Origin of the sequence: Paenibacillus nasutitermitis, from assembly GCF_014641075.1 — a bacterium.
In the GTDB taxonomy this organism is placed as follows: Bacteria; Bacillota; Bacilli; order Paenibacillales; family Paenibacillaceae; genus Paenibacillus_Z; species Paenibacillus_Z nasutitermitis.
The window spans coordinates 643,203-658,071 of record NZ_BMHP01000003.1; the positions used below are offsets into that span (position 1 = coordinate 643,203).

Consider the following 14,869-nt stretch of genomic DNA (forward strand, 5'->3'; position numbering starts at 1 on the left):
TTCCTTTATAAAAGGCTCCTACGCCCCATAGATGCGCAGGGCATTGCCGCAGCGGGCAAGGCCGCGCTCACGCTCGCCCCATTCCGGTGGCAGGACAGCTTCAAAAAGCGCGACCGCCTCGTCATATGTGCCTCCGAGCAGGGCGACCGGCCAGTCGCTGCCGAACAGTACCCGTTCCGGACCGACCGCCCCGCACAGGCGATGAACATAACGATAAAGCAGCTCGGGACGGTATCCTCCTGCCTGGGTCAGCATGCCGGAGATTTTGAAGGCGGCTCCCGGCAGCCCCGCCAGCAGGGAAACCCCCGCATTCCACGGCTCCCATGCACCGTCCTTGACCCCTGGAATACCCAGATGATTAATGACGGCCGTAAGATCCGGCAGCTCAGGCAGCAGCAGGGCGATGGATTCCAGATGCACGGCATGCGCCAGAACATCCAGCGTCAGCCCGTCCGCTTCCAGACGGGACAGCCTGGAGAGCAGCAGATTCCAGGCTTCGCTTCCGGCATCGGGAATATCGGTGCCGTTGATGCGGATACCGGCGAAGCGGCGATTCTGCCGCAGCCGGTCATATTCCTGATCGAAATCGTCCGCCAGAAGGCTCATCCCTCCGACCACTCCTGTGATCCACGGATACTGCCCGGCGAGAGAAAGCATATAGTCCGTTTCTGCAACCGTTGCCGCAGCCTGGACAAGAATAACCGCCGTTACGTGATTCCGTTCCAGAGCCGGCAGCAGCTCCGCCGGTACATAGTCCCGGGCAATGACGGGATCTCCTGGAGGAATCCAGGTGTAATCCCCCCGCGCCAGCTCCCACATATGAACATGACTGTCTGCATACATGCCGTTCCCTCCTTTTTTACGTCATACCCGCCATTTAAACCGCACTTCGCTCTCCATCCGCAGAGCGGGACTGGATGCGGAGAGCAGCACGCGGTAGAACATACGCCCTTCGCCGCTTATGCCTGTGACGATTTGCGGATCAATCTCAAGCTCGAATGCATCGGCGGCATAAAACATGTCCACAGGCCCAAGCTTAAGCGTGCCAGCTTCAGTCTGAACCGGTTCAACCGCTGAAATAAACACTTCGACCAGCGATTGCGGTTGTCCTTCAAACCCTGCCGAATCGGTCACAATCAGCTCCAGCTTGCCGTCTTCGTAACGCTCCCAGCGAAAGCGGCGGGTTAATTCCTTCAATCCTGGACAGTTGTAGGCGCCGGCTAAATCCAATTCAAAAACGACCTCATCATCTGATCGTGAATAATGGATGACCTTGGCCTGATATTCTTTGCCCGCCGATTGCCTCCGGCCTCCGATAATCGGAACGGAATGCCCATGCGAGCCCGCTGTCAGCGTCTCATAACGGAAATCCGGCTGAAAGTACTGCCGCGTATAAAAGCCCGCACCCGGATCGGCCAGCACCGTATCCCCGTTCATATGAAGCAGGAAATGCCCCAAATCATTATGGTTATGAGGCTCCCCGTTGTTTCCTCCCTTGGCGGCAAAAGCAATGAAAGCCTCTCCGTACCGGCTTTTGGATATCGCCCACTGATGGCCTTTAAAATAATAATCCTCATGAACCGGTGAACTACCGCCTGCTGTAGAGGCGGCCCGCTCGATCCCGGAAGCCGCTGGTTCGGACTTCTCCGCCGCTTCCCGAAGCGTCCACATCATCAGCCGGCTTGTGTTCGCCCAATACGTGAACAGCTGGTTGACCTCCGGCTTCTGCTGCGGCACCGCAATATCGCCAAACCGCGCCTGCAGCCGGGCAAACAAACCGAGATTAAAATCGACCCGCTCCACGGAGTCGGAGAAGTTAACCACTTTGCTCTCTGATAGCAGGCAAGCATTCGGAAACCGGACGATTTTGCCGATTTTGTCGCCTTCCAGCAGATCGATCCGTCCTCCCGTGCGCTCCTTCAGCAGCTCCGAGAAATATACGTAGAATCCGAAACCGAACTGCCAATAAGCCACGCCCTCGGCCGTCGCCCCTTCCTCGTCGAAGCCGGCAAGGTGATTGCGCATGGCTTCAATAATCCGCCACAGCATGCCTGACAGCCGCTCGCTGTCGCGCTCTTCATAGATGGCGGCCGCACCGATGCCCGCCGCGCAAACTGCAGGCCAATTGTTGGTCTTCATCTCCCAGTTTTGGGGCGCCGGGTCACGGAAGAATGGTCCGAAGATGCGGGCATCCAGTTCCTTGCGGATCCGCTCCCGAATCCATGGATGCAGCGAATCGCCCAGCATAGCAGAGAGTTCAGCAAGCGCGAAGCCTGTAATCGCAGCGAACAGGTCCACCGATTCGCGCGGGGCGGTCTCCCGGTCCCAGATATCTTCCGGGTAGGCGTTGCGGTACAGTCCGACATGGGCCGGGAACACCCATGTCGATTCCTCGCACATCGCCCACAGGCAATCCGCAAGCGGCGCATCCCATTCGCCGGGGGCGTCTGTCAGCCGCAGCAGCGCAAGGACGGATAGCCGCTTGCGCCGCTCGAATATTTTGGCCTCGAAGATCTGCCGGTCTCCCGTCGATCCGAAGAGGATAAATTCGGAGAACGGCAGCACCTCAATCGGACGGGAAGCGTAATCGGAGCCTTTCTCCCGGACCTCCCGCCAAAGGGACGCAAACAGCGGATTTTCCGCACTTTTCTTCCAGTTGTCGGCTGATAAGGATTCGGGAAACAAGGTAAATCCTTCCCTCTCGGCCTCTTCAAGCGCCGTCTTGAGCTCGCGAAGTGTCAGTTGATCGATCCCCATAATGGTCCTTTTCCCCTCCCTATACAGTGGCGGTTCAGCCGAAAACGGGCGCAAGCCCATCAAACAAGCCAAACAGAAGCGTCTGCTCCGCCTCCGTTAGCCCTTGCCCGTCGCAGTAGCCGATATTTTTAAGCAGCGACTGTACGGAGCTTGTGCCGGTCAACGTGACCGCAATATCCGGACAGGTTAAGCTGAAGCGCATAGCCGGCTCGATCAGCCCCTTCGGACCCGGCTTGCGGAGAAAATCCAGCTGTGCCTTGCGCCGTTCCGCTTCCTCCAGCATTTCACGATTGGCCAGGAAAGGAGCTGGTGAATCGGCAAGCATCCCCATGCCAAGTACGCTTCCGTTAATGATGCCGACCCCGTGCTCTCTGGCGAACGGGTGCAGCTTCTCCCTGGCGGAGAAATCGATCAGCATATAACGGCCGTAATTCTGCACCATATCGATTTTGCCGCTGGCAATGAAAGGAAGCAAAATTTCAGGCTTGCCCGCATTGACGCCGATCGCCCGTACCTTGCCCTCTTCCTTCAGCTTCAGAAAAGCCGCGACCGTTCCGTTCATCGCTTCCTCGAAGTTCGTCCGCTCCAGCTCATGAAGCTGAATAAGATCGATATAGTCGGTCTGCAGGCGGCGAAGGCTGTCCTCGAAGCAGCTCATGGTGTTCTCGTACGTATAGGCTTGGTCCCTCCGTACCGCTTTGGTCGCAAGCACCGTATCGGCACGCCGTCCCTTCAGGGCGCGTCCGATACGGAGCTCGCTTTGCCCATTGCCGTATAACGGAGCCGTATCGATGAAATTAATGCCGGAATCAAGCGCGGTATGAATGACGCGCTCGATCTCCTCCTCCGTTGTTGCGCCGAAATCGCCGCCCAGCGGAGCACCGCCAAGTCCAAGCTTGGATACCCGTATGCCGGTTTGTCCCAGCGTCGTATACTGCATGCAAGTTACCTCCCTTTGGAAGTCCGGTGATTTAATCCTGCCGAAGCAGCTTTCTTGTTGAAAGCTTACAGCTAACGCTTCCCCGGATCGTTTTCCGCCCGCTTCGGCGTTCATCACCGGACTATTGAATTCTGCCGCGCAGAAGATGCGCGCTTTCCGACTGCTGCCATGGCGTATCGTAAGAAGGCCTGTTCGCATAACGCTTCATCTTAAGCGCTAATTTGACGCCTGCTCCCCGGCCCAGCCGGACCAGCAGCCATTTGCCGGAGACCTTCACGGTATCCGTCCTGTTGCCCGTTTCGTCATACAAGTCAGCCTCCAGGAAATCATGCTCCCCGAAGCTTCCTCCCTGCAGAATGATTTCCTTCTCTTCGAAGAGACTGGTATTGATTAACGTCACGGTAACCGAATCATCGGATAACTGGTCGATTAGAGCGCTGACCGATTCCGGCAGTCCCGGCCTTCTGCCGATGCCGTCGTAATAACGCAGACGTGCCTGCTGAAGACCGCCATGCGAAATATGCGTAGGCGCGCCGAAGGTCAGCTGCACCAGCGATTCCATATAGACCGGACACATCTCCTGCCAGGTATGGATGCCGTTGATATCTTCCCAGTCCCATCCCGCCGGATCGCCTGCCGCGGAGCGCATTTTGCCCAGCTGCTGCGCAATAAGACGGTAATTGGCATCCAGGGCGCGCTGGGGATAATCCGGAAATTCCCCCTGCATGAACAGAAACCACGGAATCAGATTGCCGTTGAAATGTTTCGTTTCTTTTCTTGTTACCGGGTTTCTTCCCGAAACGGAGGGAATGTCGATTTGCTTCAGATGCTCCGGAATAGCAATGCGCCGGACGCGCTGCAGATCTTCTTCGCTCATGGAAGCCGTCCACAGATGGACCGGGTATACGGCGTTCGGAACCCGATAATCCGTCCAGCCATTATCCGTATGTTTGTTCGGCGTGACCCAGTTGCCCTCCTCATCTTCCTTGCCCAGGCTCCAGTTCATATCCAATTGGCTCCTCGCAAGGTCGAGCTGGGAGTTGTCGCCCGTCAGCAGCAGCGCATTCATCGACGCATTGATCATCGGCTCGATGATCGTCATGAAGCCATGCGGCCAACGCCAGCCGTAATAACCTCCCCACCATTTGCCGTCATTGTATTCCCCGATGATCCCGCTAAGCCCGATATTGTCGGGGGTAAGCCCCCCGTTATTATCCGTCCGCTCTTTCCAGGCTTCCAAATAACCCAGCACCCAGCTGCGGTAATCCTCATCTGCGGTATACAGGAAAGCATGCGTAACAAGCCCTGTTGCATTGAGGTTCAGGGGCACATCGCCTTTGGCCTTGCGCTCGTTCATGCGCTGGATGATCTGCCGGTAAATCACGTCGTCGGACCAGCGGCATTTGCCGCTGGCATAATCGACGCCTTCCAGATCCTCGAAGGGCGCCGGATAATCATCCAGCACCCCGCGATGGGTCATCCAGTCTTCTTCGGTCATATCGAACCGGGGACCGCGGCTGCCCGTAATGGGTGAACGAATCAGCCGCAATTCCTTGTCATAATTGGGCGCTTCGGGATCGTCGCCGGTGTACATATTGGCAAATCTGACTGAACGCTGCCTGTTCTTCAGCGACTGCGGATCGCTCATCCCCAGGAAGTAGAAAAACAAGTAGCCTTCACCGTGATGCATCCAATCATAATAAGCATCAAATTCGCGATGAATCTGGCCATACTGGGTCCACTGCCAGGTGAGCGCCTCCCACATGAATAGGGAAAGACGCTTCACCTCCTCGCTGCCGCCGATTGTATAAAGCAGGGACAAATACATGAACGCTTCATAAGGATCGTCCGATCCGTCCATGCCGGGCCAATTATCCCGCCAGATCAAGGTTCCGTCCGGCCGTGTATAACGGGCAATGAATTCCGGCGCCGCCTGATTCAACGTATCAATCAGCAGACGCTGCGTCAGAGCCCACTGCGGAGGCGCCCATAGCGCATCCGCCTGCAACACAGGCATTTCAGCCCGTTCTCCCAATAAAGACATGGTGTCATTCGCTCCTTTACGTAACCTTACTGTGAAGCCTTCCACTCCGCAAGCTGTTTTTGCGCCTCTGCAATAATATCGTCGATGCCTGCCTGCTTGAGCTTGCTGCGGAATTCGGCCAGCTTATCCGCTGCGCTGATAACGCCGGTATTCAAGCCAGGGGCATATTCATCAACTACTGAGGTGACATTGGCAATTTGCGACATAACCGCATCCGACTTGAATTTGAAGCCCATAATCGGCGAAGGTTTCGCGGATTCATTCTCTTCTTTTGTCTGCTTGGCTACTTCCGGGTCCTTGCCGTCCAGCACATAACCGTTGAACACATTTCCCAGCACCCAATCGCTAAGCGCATAACCGCTGTCCGGGATCAGCTTCACCTTACCATCATCGGTTTTTGTATAGTGGGTGCCTTCAATTCCATAAATCAGTAAATTGTATAATTCCTTGTCTGTGTTGACCAGATTAATCAGCTGCATGGCCCGCTCGGGATTCTCGGAGGTCCGGCTGACCGCCTGCATGGTCGTAATAATCGTATTGGTGCCGGAGTACACATCGGTTACGGGAACATAAACCATATCCTGCCCGCCCATTTGAACTTTCGACTCCGCTTCGCCGCCCGGCTTCAATACATTATGGTACGAAGTAATAACATTTCCGGTCAAATTCAGCGTGTTGGCGTTCTTGAGCGTGGCCGCATCCTGATTGATATAGCCTTTTTCGAACCAGTCATGCATCAGGGCCAAATATTCCTCATATTGCGGCGTCTCGTATTGATTGACGATTTTGTCGGGAGCATCCAGATTGATCACCGCTATATTCGAGATGACATTCTCTAAATTGTAGGTACGATACATGTTGCCGAATTTCCCTCTGTTATCCATTCCCATTGGCGTTAGGCTTTTGTCGTCCGCATGGATTTTTTCCAGGATAGGAGTCAGATCGGAAGGCTTTTTCAGCGTGCTGATGTCAATGCCAAGCTTGTCGACGTAGCGTTTTTGAATCAGGAAACCTTCCTTGTTCGTCACCGTCTGGTAATTGGGAATGCCATAGATTTGACCGTCAATTTCCGTTGCTTTCCAGACAAAATCCGGCATGCTTGCCTTTACGTCCGGCGCATACTTGTCGATCAGCTCATTAAGCGCGAGGAAAGCGCCCTTCCCCTGATTTTGCACATAATCGAAATTCCAGTTGGAGGTCCAGATCAAATCCGTTTTCTCGCCGGAGGCGACAACGGTATTCATCTTCTGGGTGTAATCGCCGAATGCCACAGGAATAAATTTGACAGTCGCGTTGATTTTTTCTTTGATGATTTTGTTCGCTTCCGCCGCTACCTTATCCATATTGGCCGGAACAGCGGAGACCGGGAAATACCAGGTGAGCGCAACTTCTTTGGATGTGTCGGCCCCTTTGTCCCCGGCGCCGTTTGCGGCTCCCGAGTCCGGGGTGTTCGTGCTGTTTTTCCCGCCATTGCCGTTGTTGGTGTTTGAGCCGCAGGCTGCCAGGATCAGGACCATCAAGCCAAGCATAACCACCAATACCTTGCTTTTTGCTTTTCTCATTTCTTTTAACCTCCCGATTTTGTTTATGACGATCTGAGCAAATGAAGCTTTATGTGTAACTGTCCTGCCTCCATGGGGCGGCAGAAGCGGAAGAACCAATTAACCTTTGACCGAACCTACGGTAAGGCCGCTTACAAAATACCGCTGGAAGAACGGGAACACAAACATCATCGGTCCGGCAGCCAGAACGGCCATCGCCATCCGGGCGGACAGCTTCGGAAATTGCGTCATGTCGACTTGAACGTTGACCCGGTCCAGGTTGTTGGACAAATAATCGATCGTGTTCATAATCCGGTAAAGCAGCAGCTGCAGCGGTACCAGCTTCTGGTCGTCGATAAACAGCAGTCCCAGCCACCAGTCGTTCCAATATGCAAAGGAGATGAACAAGCCGACCGTAGCCAGCGCCGGGGTGGACAGGGGCAGAACGATTTTGAAGAAAATGCGGTATTCGCTGGCCCCGTCCATTTTTGCCGATTCATAGATTTCCCCCGGGAGCTTCTCCATGAAGCCTTTCATAATAAGTACGTAGAAGGGATTGATCAAATATGGGATAATCAAGGCCCAGATGGAATCCTTAAGGCCCAGATACTGGGTTACGAGAATATAGAACGGTACCAGGCCGCCGCTGAACAGCATCGTAAAAAACACATACAGCGTGGTCGCGCGCCGGTAGCTGTAATCCGCACGGGATATGGAATAAGCGACCATAGAGGTCAGCAGCAGGCCCGCGATGGAACCGACTACGGTGACCAGAATCGTTACGCCATACGCATGCAGGAGCTGGCCGGGACTTTTCAGAATCATTTCGTACGCGCTGAAATTGATATGGCTGGGAATAAGCCGGTAGCCTTCCGTGATCAGCGAGTTCTCTTCGGATATGGATATCGAAATGACGAGCAGCAGCGGAATAACGATTGCCGCCGACAGCAGCAGAAAAAACAGATTAATCATAAACTGCGCGGACTTAGCGCCGGCTGTGTTTTGCATGGATTCCCACCTCCTGACGTTCTACCATAAGGCATTGTCCGAATTGACTTTTTTGATGATTGCATTGGCCGTCAGTACCAGCACAAGACCGACGATGGATTGATAAAGACCGATTGCGGTGGACATTCCGATGTTCCCGACGACGCGCAGCGAACGGTACACATACGTATCGATAACATCCGTCGTTCCATACAGGAAGCTGGTATCATTGGGAATGAAATAGAACAGCCCGAAATCAGCGCGGAAAATATTGCCCACATCCACGATGAAGAGGATGACAATCAGCGGAACGAGCAGCGGAACGGTGATCCGCGTAATAATCTGCCATTTGTTCGCTCCGTCAATCCGGGCCGCTTCATAATAGCTGGTGTCGATTCCGATAATGCCTGCGTAATAGATCAACGTGGAGAAGCCTACCATTTTCCACAGCTTCACCAGCACCAGAATGAAAGGCCAGTACTTCGACTCCTGATACCATTTGACCGGATCATAGCCGAAGCGGACGAGCAGTTCGTTCAAATAACCGCTGGACTGGTCGAAAAACCCGAGCGTAACGTAACTGATTACAACCCAGGACAGGAAATAAGGAAGAATAAGTACGGTCTGATGAAGCTTCAGCCAGCGCCGGTTGATTTCGTTCATCAGCACGGCCAGCGTAACGGCAATCAGAATGGTCAGGACGATAAAGGCCGCATTGTACAAAATTGTATTGCGGGTAATGCGGAAGGCATTGTCGGATGTGAAGAAAAACTTGAAGTTGTCCCAGCCCACCCAGTCACTGCCCAGAAGCCCTTTTGCGTAATTATAATTTTTGAAAGCGATTACCAATCCGATAAGCGGAAGGTAATTAAAAACGAGCTTGAACAATATAGCGGGCAGTGTAAGAATGAACAGCTGCCGGTTTTTGTTCCATCGTCTCCATCCGGCGCGAAACCGATTGGTCGAATTCATGGCCTCACCCCTCTCTGATGTGTTACCCCGATTATGCGGCTATCCCTGCCCAGTTGAATACTGCTAAATTCATACATGGGCTATTTTTTGCGTACTTTCCGGGTTTTTAGGGTGGACTGTTCATTTCGTACATGGCTGTCAAAATGTGTTTTTTAGGGGAGAAACAACTGAGAGAACCTGGCTGCAGCTTCGGCTGCGCCTGTTGCTTGGACCGCGCCAGGTCGAACATTCTGCCTGCAACCCGACATGCGGATTGGAATATTTACGACATGCGGCACCTATACCTCCTTCAGTAGCTCTAAGCAGGAAATACCTCACTACAGCTCATTCCGTCATCTTTTTCCTGCCCTAAGCAGGAATTACCTTGCTGCCGCTCGATGTCCCGCTCAGACTGCCGCCTTCGGTATCTCTAAGCAGGAAATACCTCACTGCAGCTCGCTCCGCCATCCTTTTCCTGCTCTAAGCCGGTAAAACCTTGCTGCCGCTCCGAGCCAGCAGCAATTCACTTTGTTTTCGCACCGTGCAGAGCTCCCAGCGTGCGGTGTGGTGTTGCATGACGGCTGTCGTCCGCATGTGCTTTCAACTGGTCCGGTGCTGCAGAATAATAAAATCAGGGGCGAGCTTCGCTCACCCCCTTCATCGGTATTTATGAATGCTTCACCGCTACCCTTTCCTTGCCAACCGGTATTCGCCCGGGGTCATGCCAATATTTTTCTTGAACAGCTTGAAGAAGTTGCTTTCACTGCTGTAGCCGACTTTGTGCATGATCTCGAGTACGCTGTCCTCCCCCTGCTCCAGCAGCTGCATGGCTACCGAAAGTCTGACCTGGTTCATATAATCGGCCACCGACAGCGACTCGCTGCTGCGGAAATGCCTGCCCAGATAAGCCGGGGACATTTTCATAATGGCCGCAATACCCTGCAGACTCAAATTCGGGTCGGTATAATTCAGCTGTATGATCTCTTTCACAGCATCCACCAGAAAACTCTGCTTGTCCGTTTTGACGTCATTGCGCTCATTGACCATCTCTTCCAGCACAAGCTCGATCTGCGACCTGATATCCTCCAGCGTTTCCTGCTCCAGAATCTGGTTGGTGTACCGCTTCAGCTTGCTCATCACCGTCTGCACATGCTGAATGTTGAGCTCACGTATGGTCTGATGGATGACCACAACAATCTGCAGCACGGCAAAATCAATATGCTCGATATGGAGCCCTTTAACCCAGCCTATCCAATCGTCCAGCCTGGCTTTCATGGCAGCCAGATCATTGCTTCGGATGCTCTCCGCGAGCCGCCGATCCAGATCGAGCGGTATCGGTTCATTGGCTTCGGCCGCCTCCACTGCATAGAGGTCCGGGGTAATCATCGCCTGTTTGCCCAGAATCATCCGGTGCAGGGAATAAAACTGAAGCCGCTCATATTGTCCGGTCAGCTGCCTGTAATCGTTGAAGGGCTGGCCCGCTACTACGGTAAGCGTCAGCTTATAATAGCCGCTTACCGTGTCCTGAATCAGCTTTAACCGGTCTATCAGGCCGGGAGCGGGCTGCTCCTCTCCTTGCGGAAGACGGAGCAGAAGCACCAGATGGTCAGTTGCCATTTCCACTTCCGGGTCGGCATCATGGGAAGCGACAATCTCTTTCATGATGTTCGTTGCGGCGAATTTGACCAGCTTCTGCTCCAGCTCATTGCGGGAATCGCGGAATTTGACGTAGTCGTCAATCTTCAGCAGGCAGAGCACAAAGGTGGAGCCGGCATCCAGGCCGCGTTCCCGGCAGTAATCTTCATATTCGTCCCCCGAAATCCCCCTGCTGTCCAGCAACCAGCGCTTCAGGAAATAATGCCGCCGAACATCCCGGTTCGCTTCGCTGTCATGGCGCAGCACGCTCATTGTTGTCTGCATATCCTCATAGACGTAGGACAGATAACCCAGCTCATCCCTGCTGCCGCTCATCCGCTCACGGTCCAGGGTAGGGGGAAGATTCAACTGATTCATCAGCCGCCCGACAGGCTTATACAGCTTCATAGAAGCGATTGCGGCGACAAGCAGCGAAATCACGACAAACAGCAGCAAGGCAGCAAGCGAAAATGTGCCCAGGGCATTGATTTTTCCAAATACCGCATCATACGGCTGCACAATGACAATCTTCCAGCCGTTCACTTTGGAGGTTAGATAATTGACGATTTGTTTGCCCTGTTCGGTTCTGGCAATAAAGGATCCCGAGGGAGCTTCGATATTGTGCAGCCTTCCATCAAGCTCTTCCATAATACTGTCATCCGGAGCCGCCTGTTCGCGGGGACTGAACGGCTTGCCTTGGGAGTCTACAATAAAAGCATAGCCGGACCCCGCATCGGTCAACTCGTTGATCATGCGGATGTTATCGAACATCCAGCTTGACTTTACATTCAGCATGAGCACACTCTGATTGGGTGTATAGTCGCCCGCGGAGCTATAGATCAGCAGCGACAGCACCGAGCCTTTGCCCGCTCCATCCTCTTCCGTCATAGGCAGCAGAGTCAGCTTGGGGAAGGTACGGTTTTCTGATAAAAACGCTTTCAGGATGTTGTTGGACTCCTTCACCCCGCACGATATCGGCGATCGAAAGGCAGTTGAGTAATAACACTTGTTTGAGCTGTTATAAATAGCAATCGAGCTGAGATAAGGGTTGGATATCAGAACCCGGTCCATTTTCTCCAGCTTGTTGTAGAACTGGAACATATCCAGCGAGGGGCTATTTAATAAGGAAATAATGTCGCGGTCGTTAAAGGTGGAAACGGTCAGGTTGGTGACCATTTCATTCAGATTGTCGATGTTGTAATTGATCTGACTGAGCACTTTGTTGTTGGACTGCTGCTGCAGCTCGAGCGCCGTATTGCGCGAGAAAATATACAGTACGCTGCAGAAGATCAGCAGCAGGGGCACGATAAGCAGGATCGTGGTATAGAAAATTCGTTTAAAGTAGTTTCGTGAACGGTAAAGCTCAATTAAACCCATAGGGAACCCCTCTCCGCCAGCTATATCTTGCCGACATTATATCACGAAGGCAGATTGCGCTACGAGCGAATCCGAGCACCCTCGCAAAAGAAAACCGGGCCCGCGGGAAACCGTCTCCCCGCATGACCCGGCCCTTCTTCAAGATCAAACCAAACTCATTATCCGAAAACGCTACCTGCGGCTTGCAATCTCCTTCAGCAGCAGCTCCGTTAACTCCCCGGCACTCATGGACCCCATATCGCCTTCCCCGCGCCTGCGGACCGCCACCGTACCGGCCTGTTTCTCCTGTTCCCCAAGCACCAGCATATACGGCACCTTCTCCAGCTGCGCTTCCCGGATCTTGTAACCCAGCTTCTCGCTTCGCAGATCGGCCTGCGCACGGATGCCGGCCTTCTCCAGCAGCCGCTTGAGTTCCATCGCATAATCGGAGAACGGATCGGAAACAGGAAGCAGCTTGACCTGTACAGGTGCCAGCCAGAGCGGAAAAGCCCCGGCGTAATGCTCCGTGAGAATACCGATAAACCGGTCGATGGAGCCGTAAATAGCCCGGTGAATGACAACTGGACGGAGCTTCTGGTTATGCTCGTCGACGTATTCCAGATCGAATTTCTCGGGCATCTGAAAATCCAGTTGGATCGTGGCGCACTGCCAGCTTCGTTTCAGCGCATCCAGAATGTGAAAATCGATTTTCGGCCCATAGAATGCCCCGTCCCCTTCATTGAGCCTATAGGGGATGCCAAGGTCTTCGAGAACATTGCGCAGCGCCGTCTCCGCTTCCTCCCACAGTTCCGCCGATCCCATGGAGTCCTCCGGTCTTGTGGACAGCTCCAGCCTGTAATCGAATCCGAATACCGCATAGAACCGGTCAATCAGAGAAAGAACCGCGCTTATTTCCCCGGCAATCTGATCGGGCCGCACGAACAGATGTGCATCGTCCTGGCAGAACGTCCGTACCCGCATCATGCCGTTCAACGCGCCCGAATACTCGTGCCTGTGCACCTGTCCGAATTCAGACAGCCGGATCGGAAGCTCCCTGTAGGAGCGCAGCGCATTCTTGTAAATCAGCATATGGCCGGGGCAGTTCATCGGCTTGAGCGCGAACCTGGTTTGATCCACCTCAGTAAAATACATATTCTCATGGTAATGGTCCCAGTGGCCGGATTCCTCCCACAGCCGCTGATTCATCATCAGCGGCGTACGCACCTCTTCATAGCCTTCCATCCGCTGGACCCCCCGCGAGAATTCCTCCAGCTCGTTCCGGATAATCATCCCGTTCGGCAAATAAAACGGCATACCCGGCGCTTCCTCGGAGAACATGAACAGCTCAAGCTCCTTGCCCAGCTTCCGGTGATCGCGTTTCTTCGCTTCCTCAAGCCGGTGCAAATGCTCATCAAGCTCCGCTTTTTTCAGGAAAGCCGTTCCGTATACCCGCTGCATCACTTTACGGTTGGAGTCGCCGCGCCAATAAGCTCCAGCCACACTCTGCAGCTTAAAGACACGGATCAGGCCGGTGGAGGGCAGATGCGGGCCCCGGCACAAATCGAAAAATTCGCCCTGGTCATAGATCGAGATGACGGCATCCTCCGGCAAATCGCGAATCAGCTCCAGCTTATACGGATCCTCAAGCTCACCGAAAATACGCAGCGCTTCGGCCCGCGATACTTCCCGGCGGGTAATCGGCAGGTCCTCCTGCGCAATACGCTTCATCTCCGCCTCGATCGCGCCCAGATCATCGACAGAAAGCGGCTCCGCCAGATCCATATCGTAATAGAAGCCATCTTCGATGACCGGGCCGATTCCCAGCTTCACCGTATCCCGTCCATACAGCCGGGTGATGGCCTGGGCCATCAGATGGGCCGTGCTATGACGGTATACAGCCAGACCTTCCTCGCTGGCCTGCGTAATAATGTCGAGCGAGCAGTCGGCGTTAATCGCCGTATTCAGATCAACCAAATGCCCGTCAATCCGGGCACATACGGCGCTTTTGCGCAAGCTTGAGCTTATCGCCTGGGCAATCTGCAGTGCCGTGGTTCCCTGCTCCACCTCTCTTATTTTTCCGTCCTGCATCATCACTTGAATCTGCTGATTCGCCATTTCCTTCGTCCTCCTTTTCATCAATTTTCTGTTATATGCGAACGCAAAAAAACGCCTCTATCCCTGGAAAGGGACGAGTGCGTTCAAGCTCGTGGTTCCACCCTCATTCGATCTGCCCCCATGGCTGCGATATGCGCAGCTTGATGGACAAGCAGGATCCTCATTGATGCATCCGTTAACGGGGATGACGCGGTCTGATTTACTTTCGGCCGCTGCAAAAAGCATAAGCCGGGTTCAATAATACGGCTACAAAGGGGTAATTCCACATCCGGTCACCGGGGAGCTCTCAGCCTTGACTCCTTCTCTGGACAGTCCGTTACGTTGAACCATGTCTTTGATTATCGCCTCATATTCAATTTCCCACAGTATAAAGAATAGATGCCATTCGGTCAAGTCAGACATTCACGTTTGTGAGAATTCACGTTTGAAATTCACGTTTAAATCCTTTCCCTTTGTTTTCCATATTTATTCTCGCATTCTCTTAGATCAAGCCAAGAAAAAATTCCATTTTTATCTTGTATTTATAGATTGTATTTCATATAA

9 protein-coding genes are annotated in these 14,869 nt (G+C 53.5%); all 9 read right to left on the reverse strand.

All coding sequences use genetic code 11. The annotated features are described in order from the left end of the window. Positions 1-18: 18 nt before the first annotated feature. The 9 genes from IEY46_RS21900 to thrS all read right to left on the reverse strand — a co-directional run bounded on the left by IEY46_RS21900 (position 19) and on the right by thrS (position 14,326). Positions 19-843: an amidohydrolase family protein gene (locus IEY46_RS21900; RefSeq protein ID WP_188995011.1), complete on the reverse strand. Its 825-nt coding sequence runs from the start codon at positions 841-843 to the stop codon at positions 19-21. 21 nt (positions 844-864) lie between these two features. Then, positions 865-2,757 (reverse strand): heparinase II/III domain-containing protein, encoded by a 1,893-nt coding sequence (locus IEY46_RS21905; protein WP_188995013.1) that lies wholly within the window; start codon positions 2,755-2,757, stop codon positions 865-867. A gap of 34 nt (positions 2,758-2,791) precedes the next feature. Then, positions 2,792-3,697 (reverse strand): aldo/keto reductase, encoded by a 906-nt coding sequence (locus tag IEY46_RS21910; RefSeq protein ID WP_188995015.1) that lies wholly within the window; start codon positions 3,695-3,697, stop codon positions 2,792-2,794. Positions 3,698-3,818: 121 nt separating this feature from the next. Further along, positions 3,819-5,741: a DUF8034 domain-containing protein gene (locus IEY46_RS21915; RefSeq protein WP_188995017.1), complete on the reverse strand. Its 1,923-nt coding sequence runs from the start codon at positions 5,739-5,741 to the stop codon at positions 3,819-3,821. Between the two features lie 26 nt (positions 5,742-5,767). Beyond that, positions 5,768-7,303 (reverse strand): ABC transporter substrate-binding protein, encoded by a 1,536-nt coding sequence (locus IEY46_RS21920; RefSeq protein WP_188995019.1) that lies wholly within the window; start codon positions 7,301-7,303, stop codon positions 5,768-5,770. Between the two features lie 99 nt (positions 7,304-7,402). Next, positions 7,403-8,290 carry a carbohydrate ABC transporter permease gene (locus IEY46_RS21925; RefSeq protein WP_188995021.1) on the reverse strand — a complete coding sequence of 296 codons (888 nt, stop codon included), beginning with the start codon at positions 8,288-8,290 and terminating at the stop codon, positions 7,403-7,405. Positions 8,291-8,311: 21 nt separating this feature from the next. Next, on the reverse strand, positions 8,312-9,241 hold the full coding sequence (locus IEY46_RS21930) for an ABC transporter permease (RefSeq protein WP_188995023.1): 930 nt from the start codon (positions 9,239-9,241) through the stop codon (positions 8,312-8,314). Between the two features lie 663 nt (positions 9,242-9,904). After that, on the reverse strand, positions 9,905-12,232 hold the full coding sequence (locus IEY46_RS21935; protein WP_188995025.1) for an AraC family transcriptional regulator: 2,328 nt from the start codon (positions 12,230-12,232) through the stop codon (positions 9,905-9,907). Between the two features lie 171 nt (positions 12,233-12,403). After that, positions 12,404-14,326 (reverse strand): threonine--tRNA ligase, encoded by a 1,923-nt coding sequence (gene thrS, locus IEY46_RS21940; protein ID WP_188995027.1) that lies wholly within the window; start codon positions 14,324-14,326, stop codon positions 12,404-12,406. Positions 14,327-14,869 lie beyond the last annotated feature (543 nt).

Bases quoted from the DNA above. Each gene is read 5' to 3' on its own strand.
- IEY46_RS21905 (WP_188995013.1), bottom strand. From the start codon at position 2,757: ATGGGGATCGATCAACTGACACTTCGCGAGCTCAAGACGGCGCTTGAA.
- thrS (WP_188995027.1), bottom strand. From the start codon at position 14,326: ATGGCGAATCAGCAGATTCAAGTGATGATGCAGGACGGAAAAATAAGA.
- IEY46_RS21915 (WP_188995017.1), bottom strand. From the start codon at position 5,741: ATGTCTTTATTGGGAGAACGGGCTGAAATGCCTGTGTTGCAGGCGGAT.
- IEY46_RS21910 (WP_188995015.1), bottom strand. From the start codon at position 3,697: ATGCAGTATACGACGCTGGGACAAACCGGCATACGGGTATCCAAGCTT.
- IEY46_RS21925 (WP_188995021.1), bottom strand. From the start codon at position 8,290: ATGCAAAACACAGCCGGCGCTAAGTCCGCGCAGTTTATGATTAATCTG.
- IEY46_RS21900 (WP_188995011.1), bottom strand. From the start codon at position 843: ATGTATGCAGACAGTCATGTTCATATGTGGGAGCTGGCGCGGGGGGAT.
- IEY46_RS21920 (WP_188995019.1), bottom strand. From the start codon at position 7,303: ATGAGAAAAGCAAAAAGCAAGGTATTGGTGGTTATGCTTGGCTTGATG.
- IEY46_RS21935 (WP_188995025.1), bottom strand. From the start codon at position 12,232: ATGGGTTTAATTGAGCTTTACCGTTCACGAAACTACTTTAAACGAATT.
- IEY46_RS21930 (WP_188995023.1), bottom strand. From the start codon at position 9,241: ATGAATTCGACCAATCGGTTTCGCGCCGGATGGAGACGATGGAACAAA.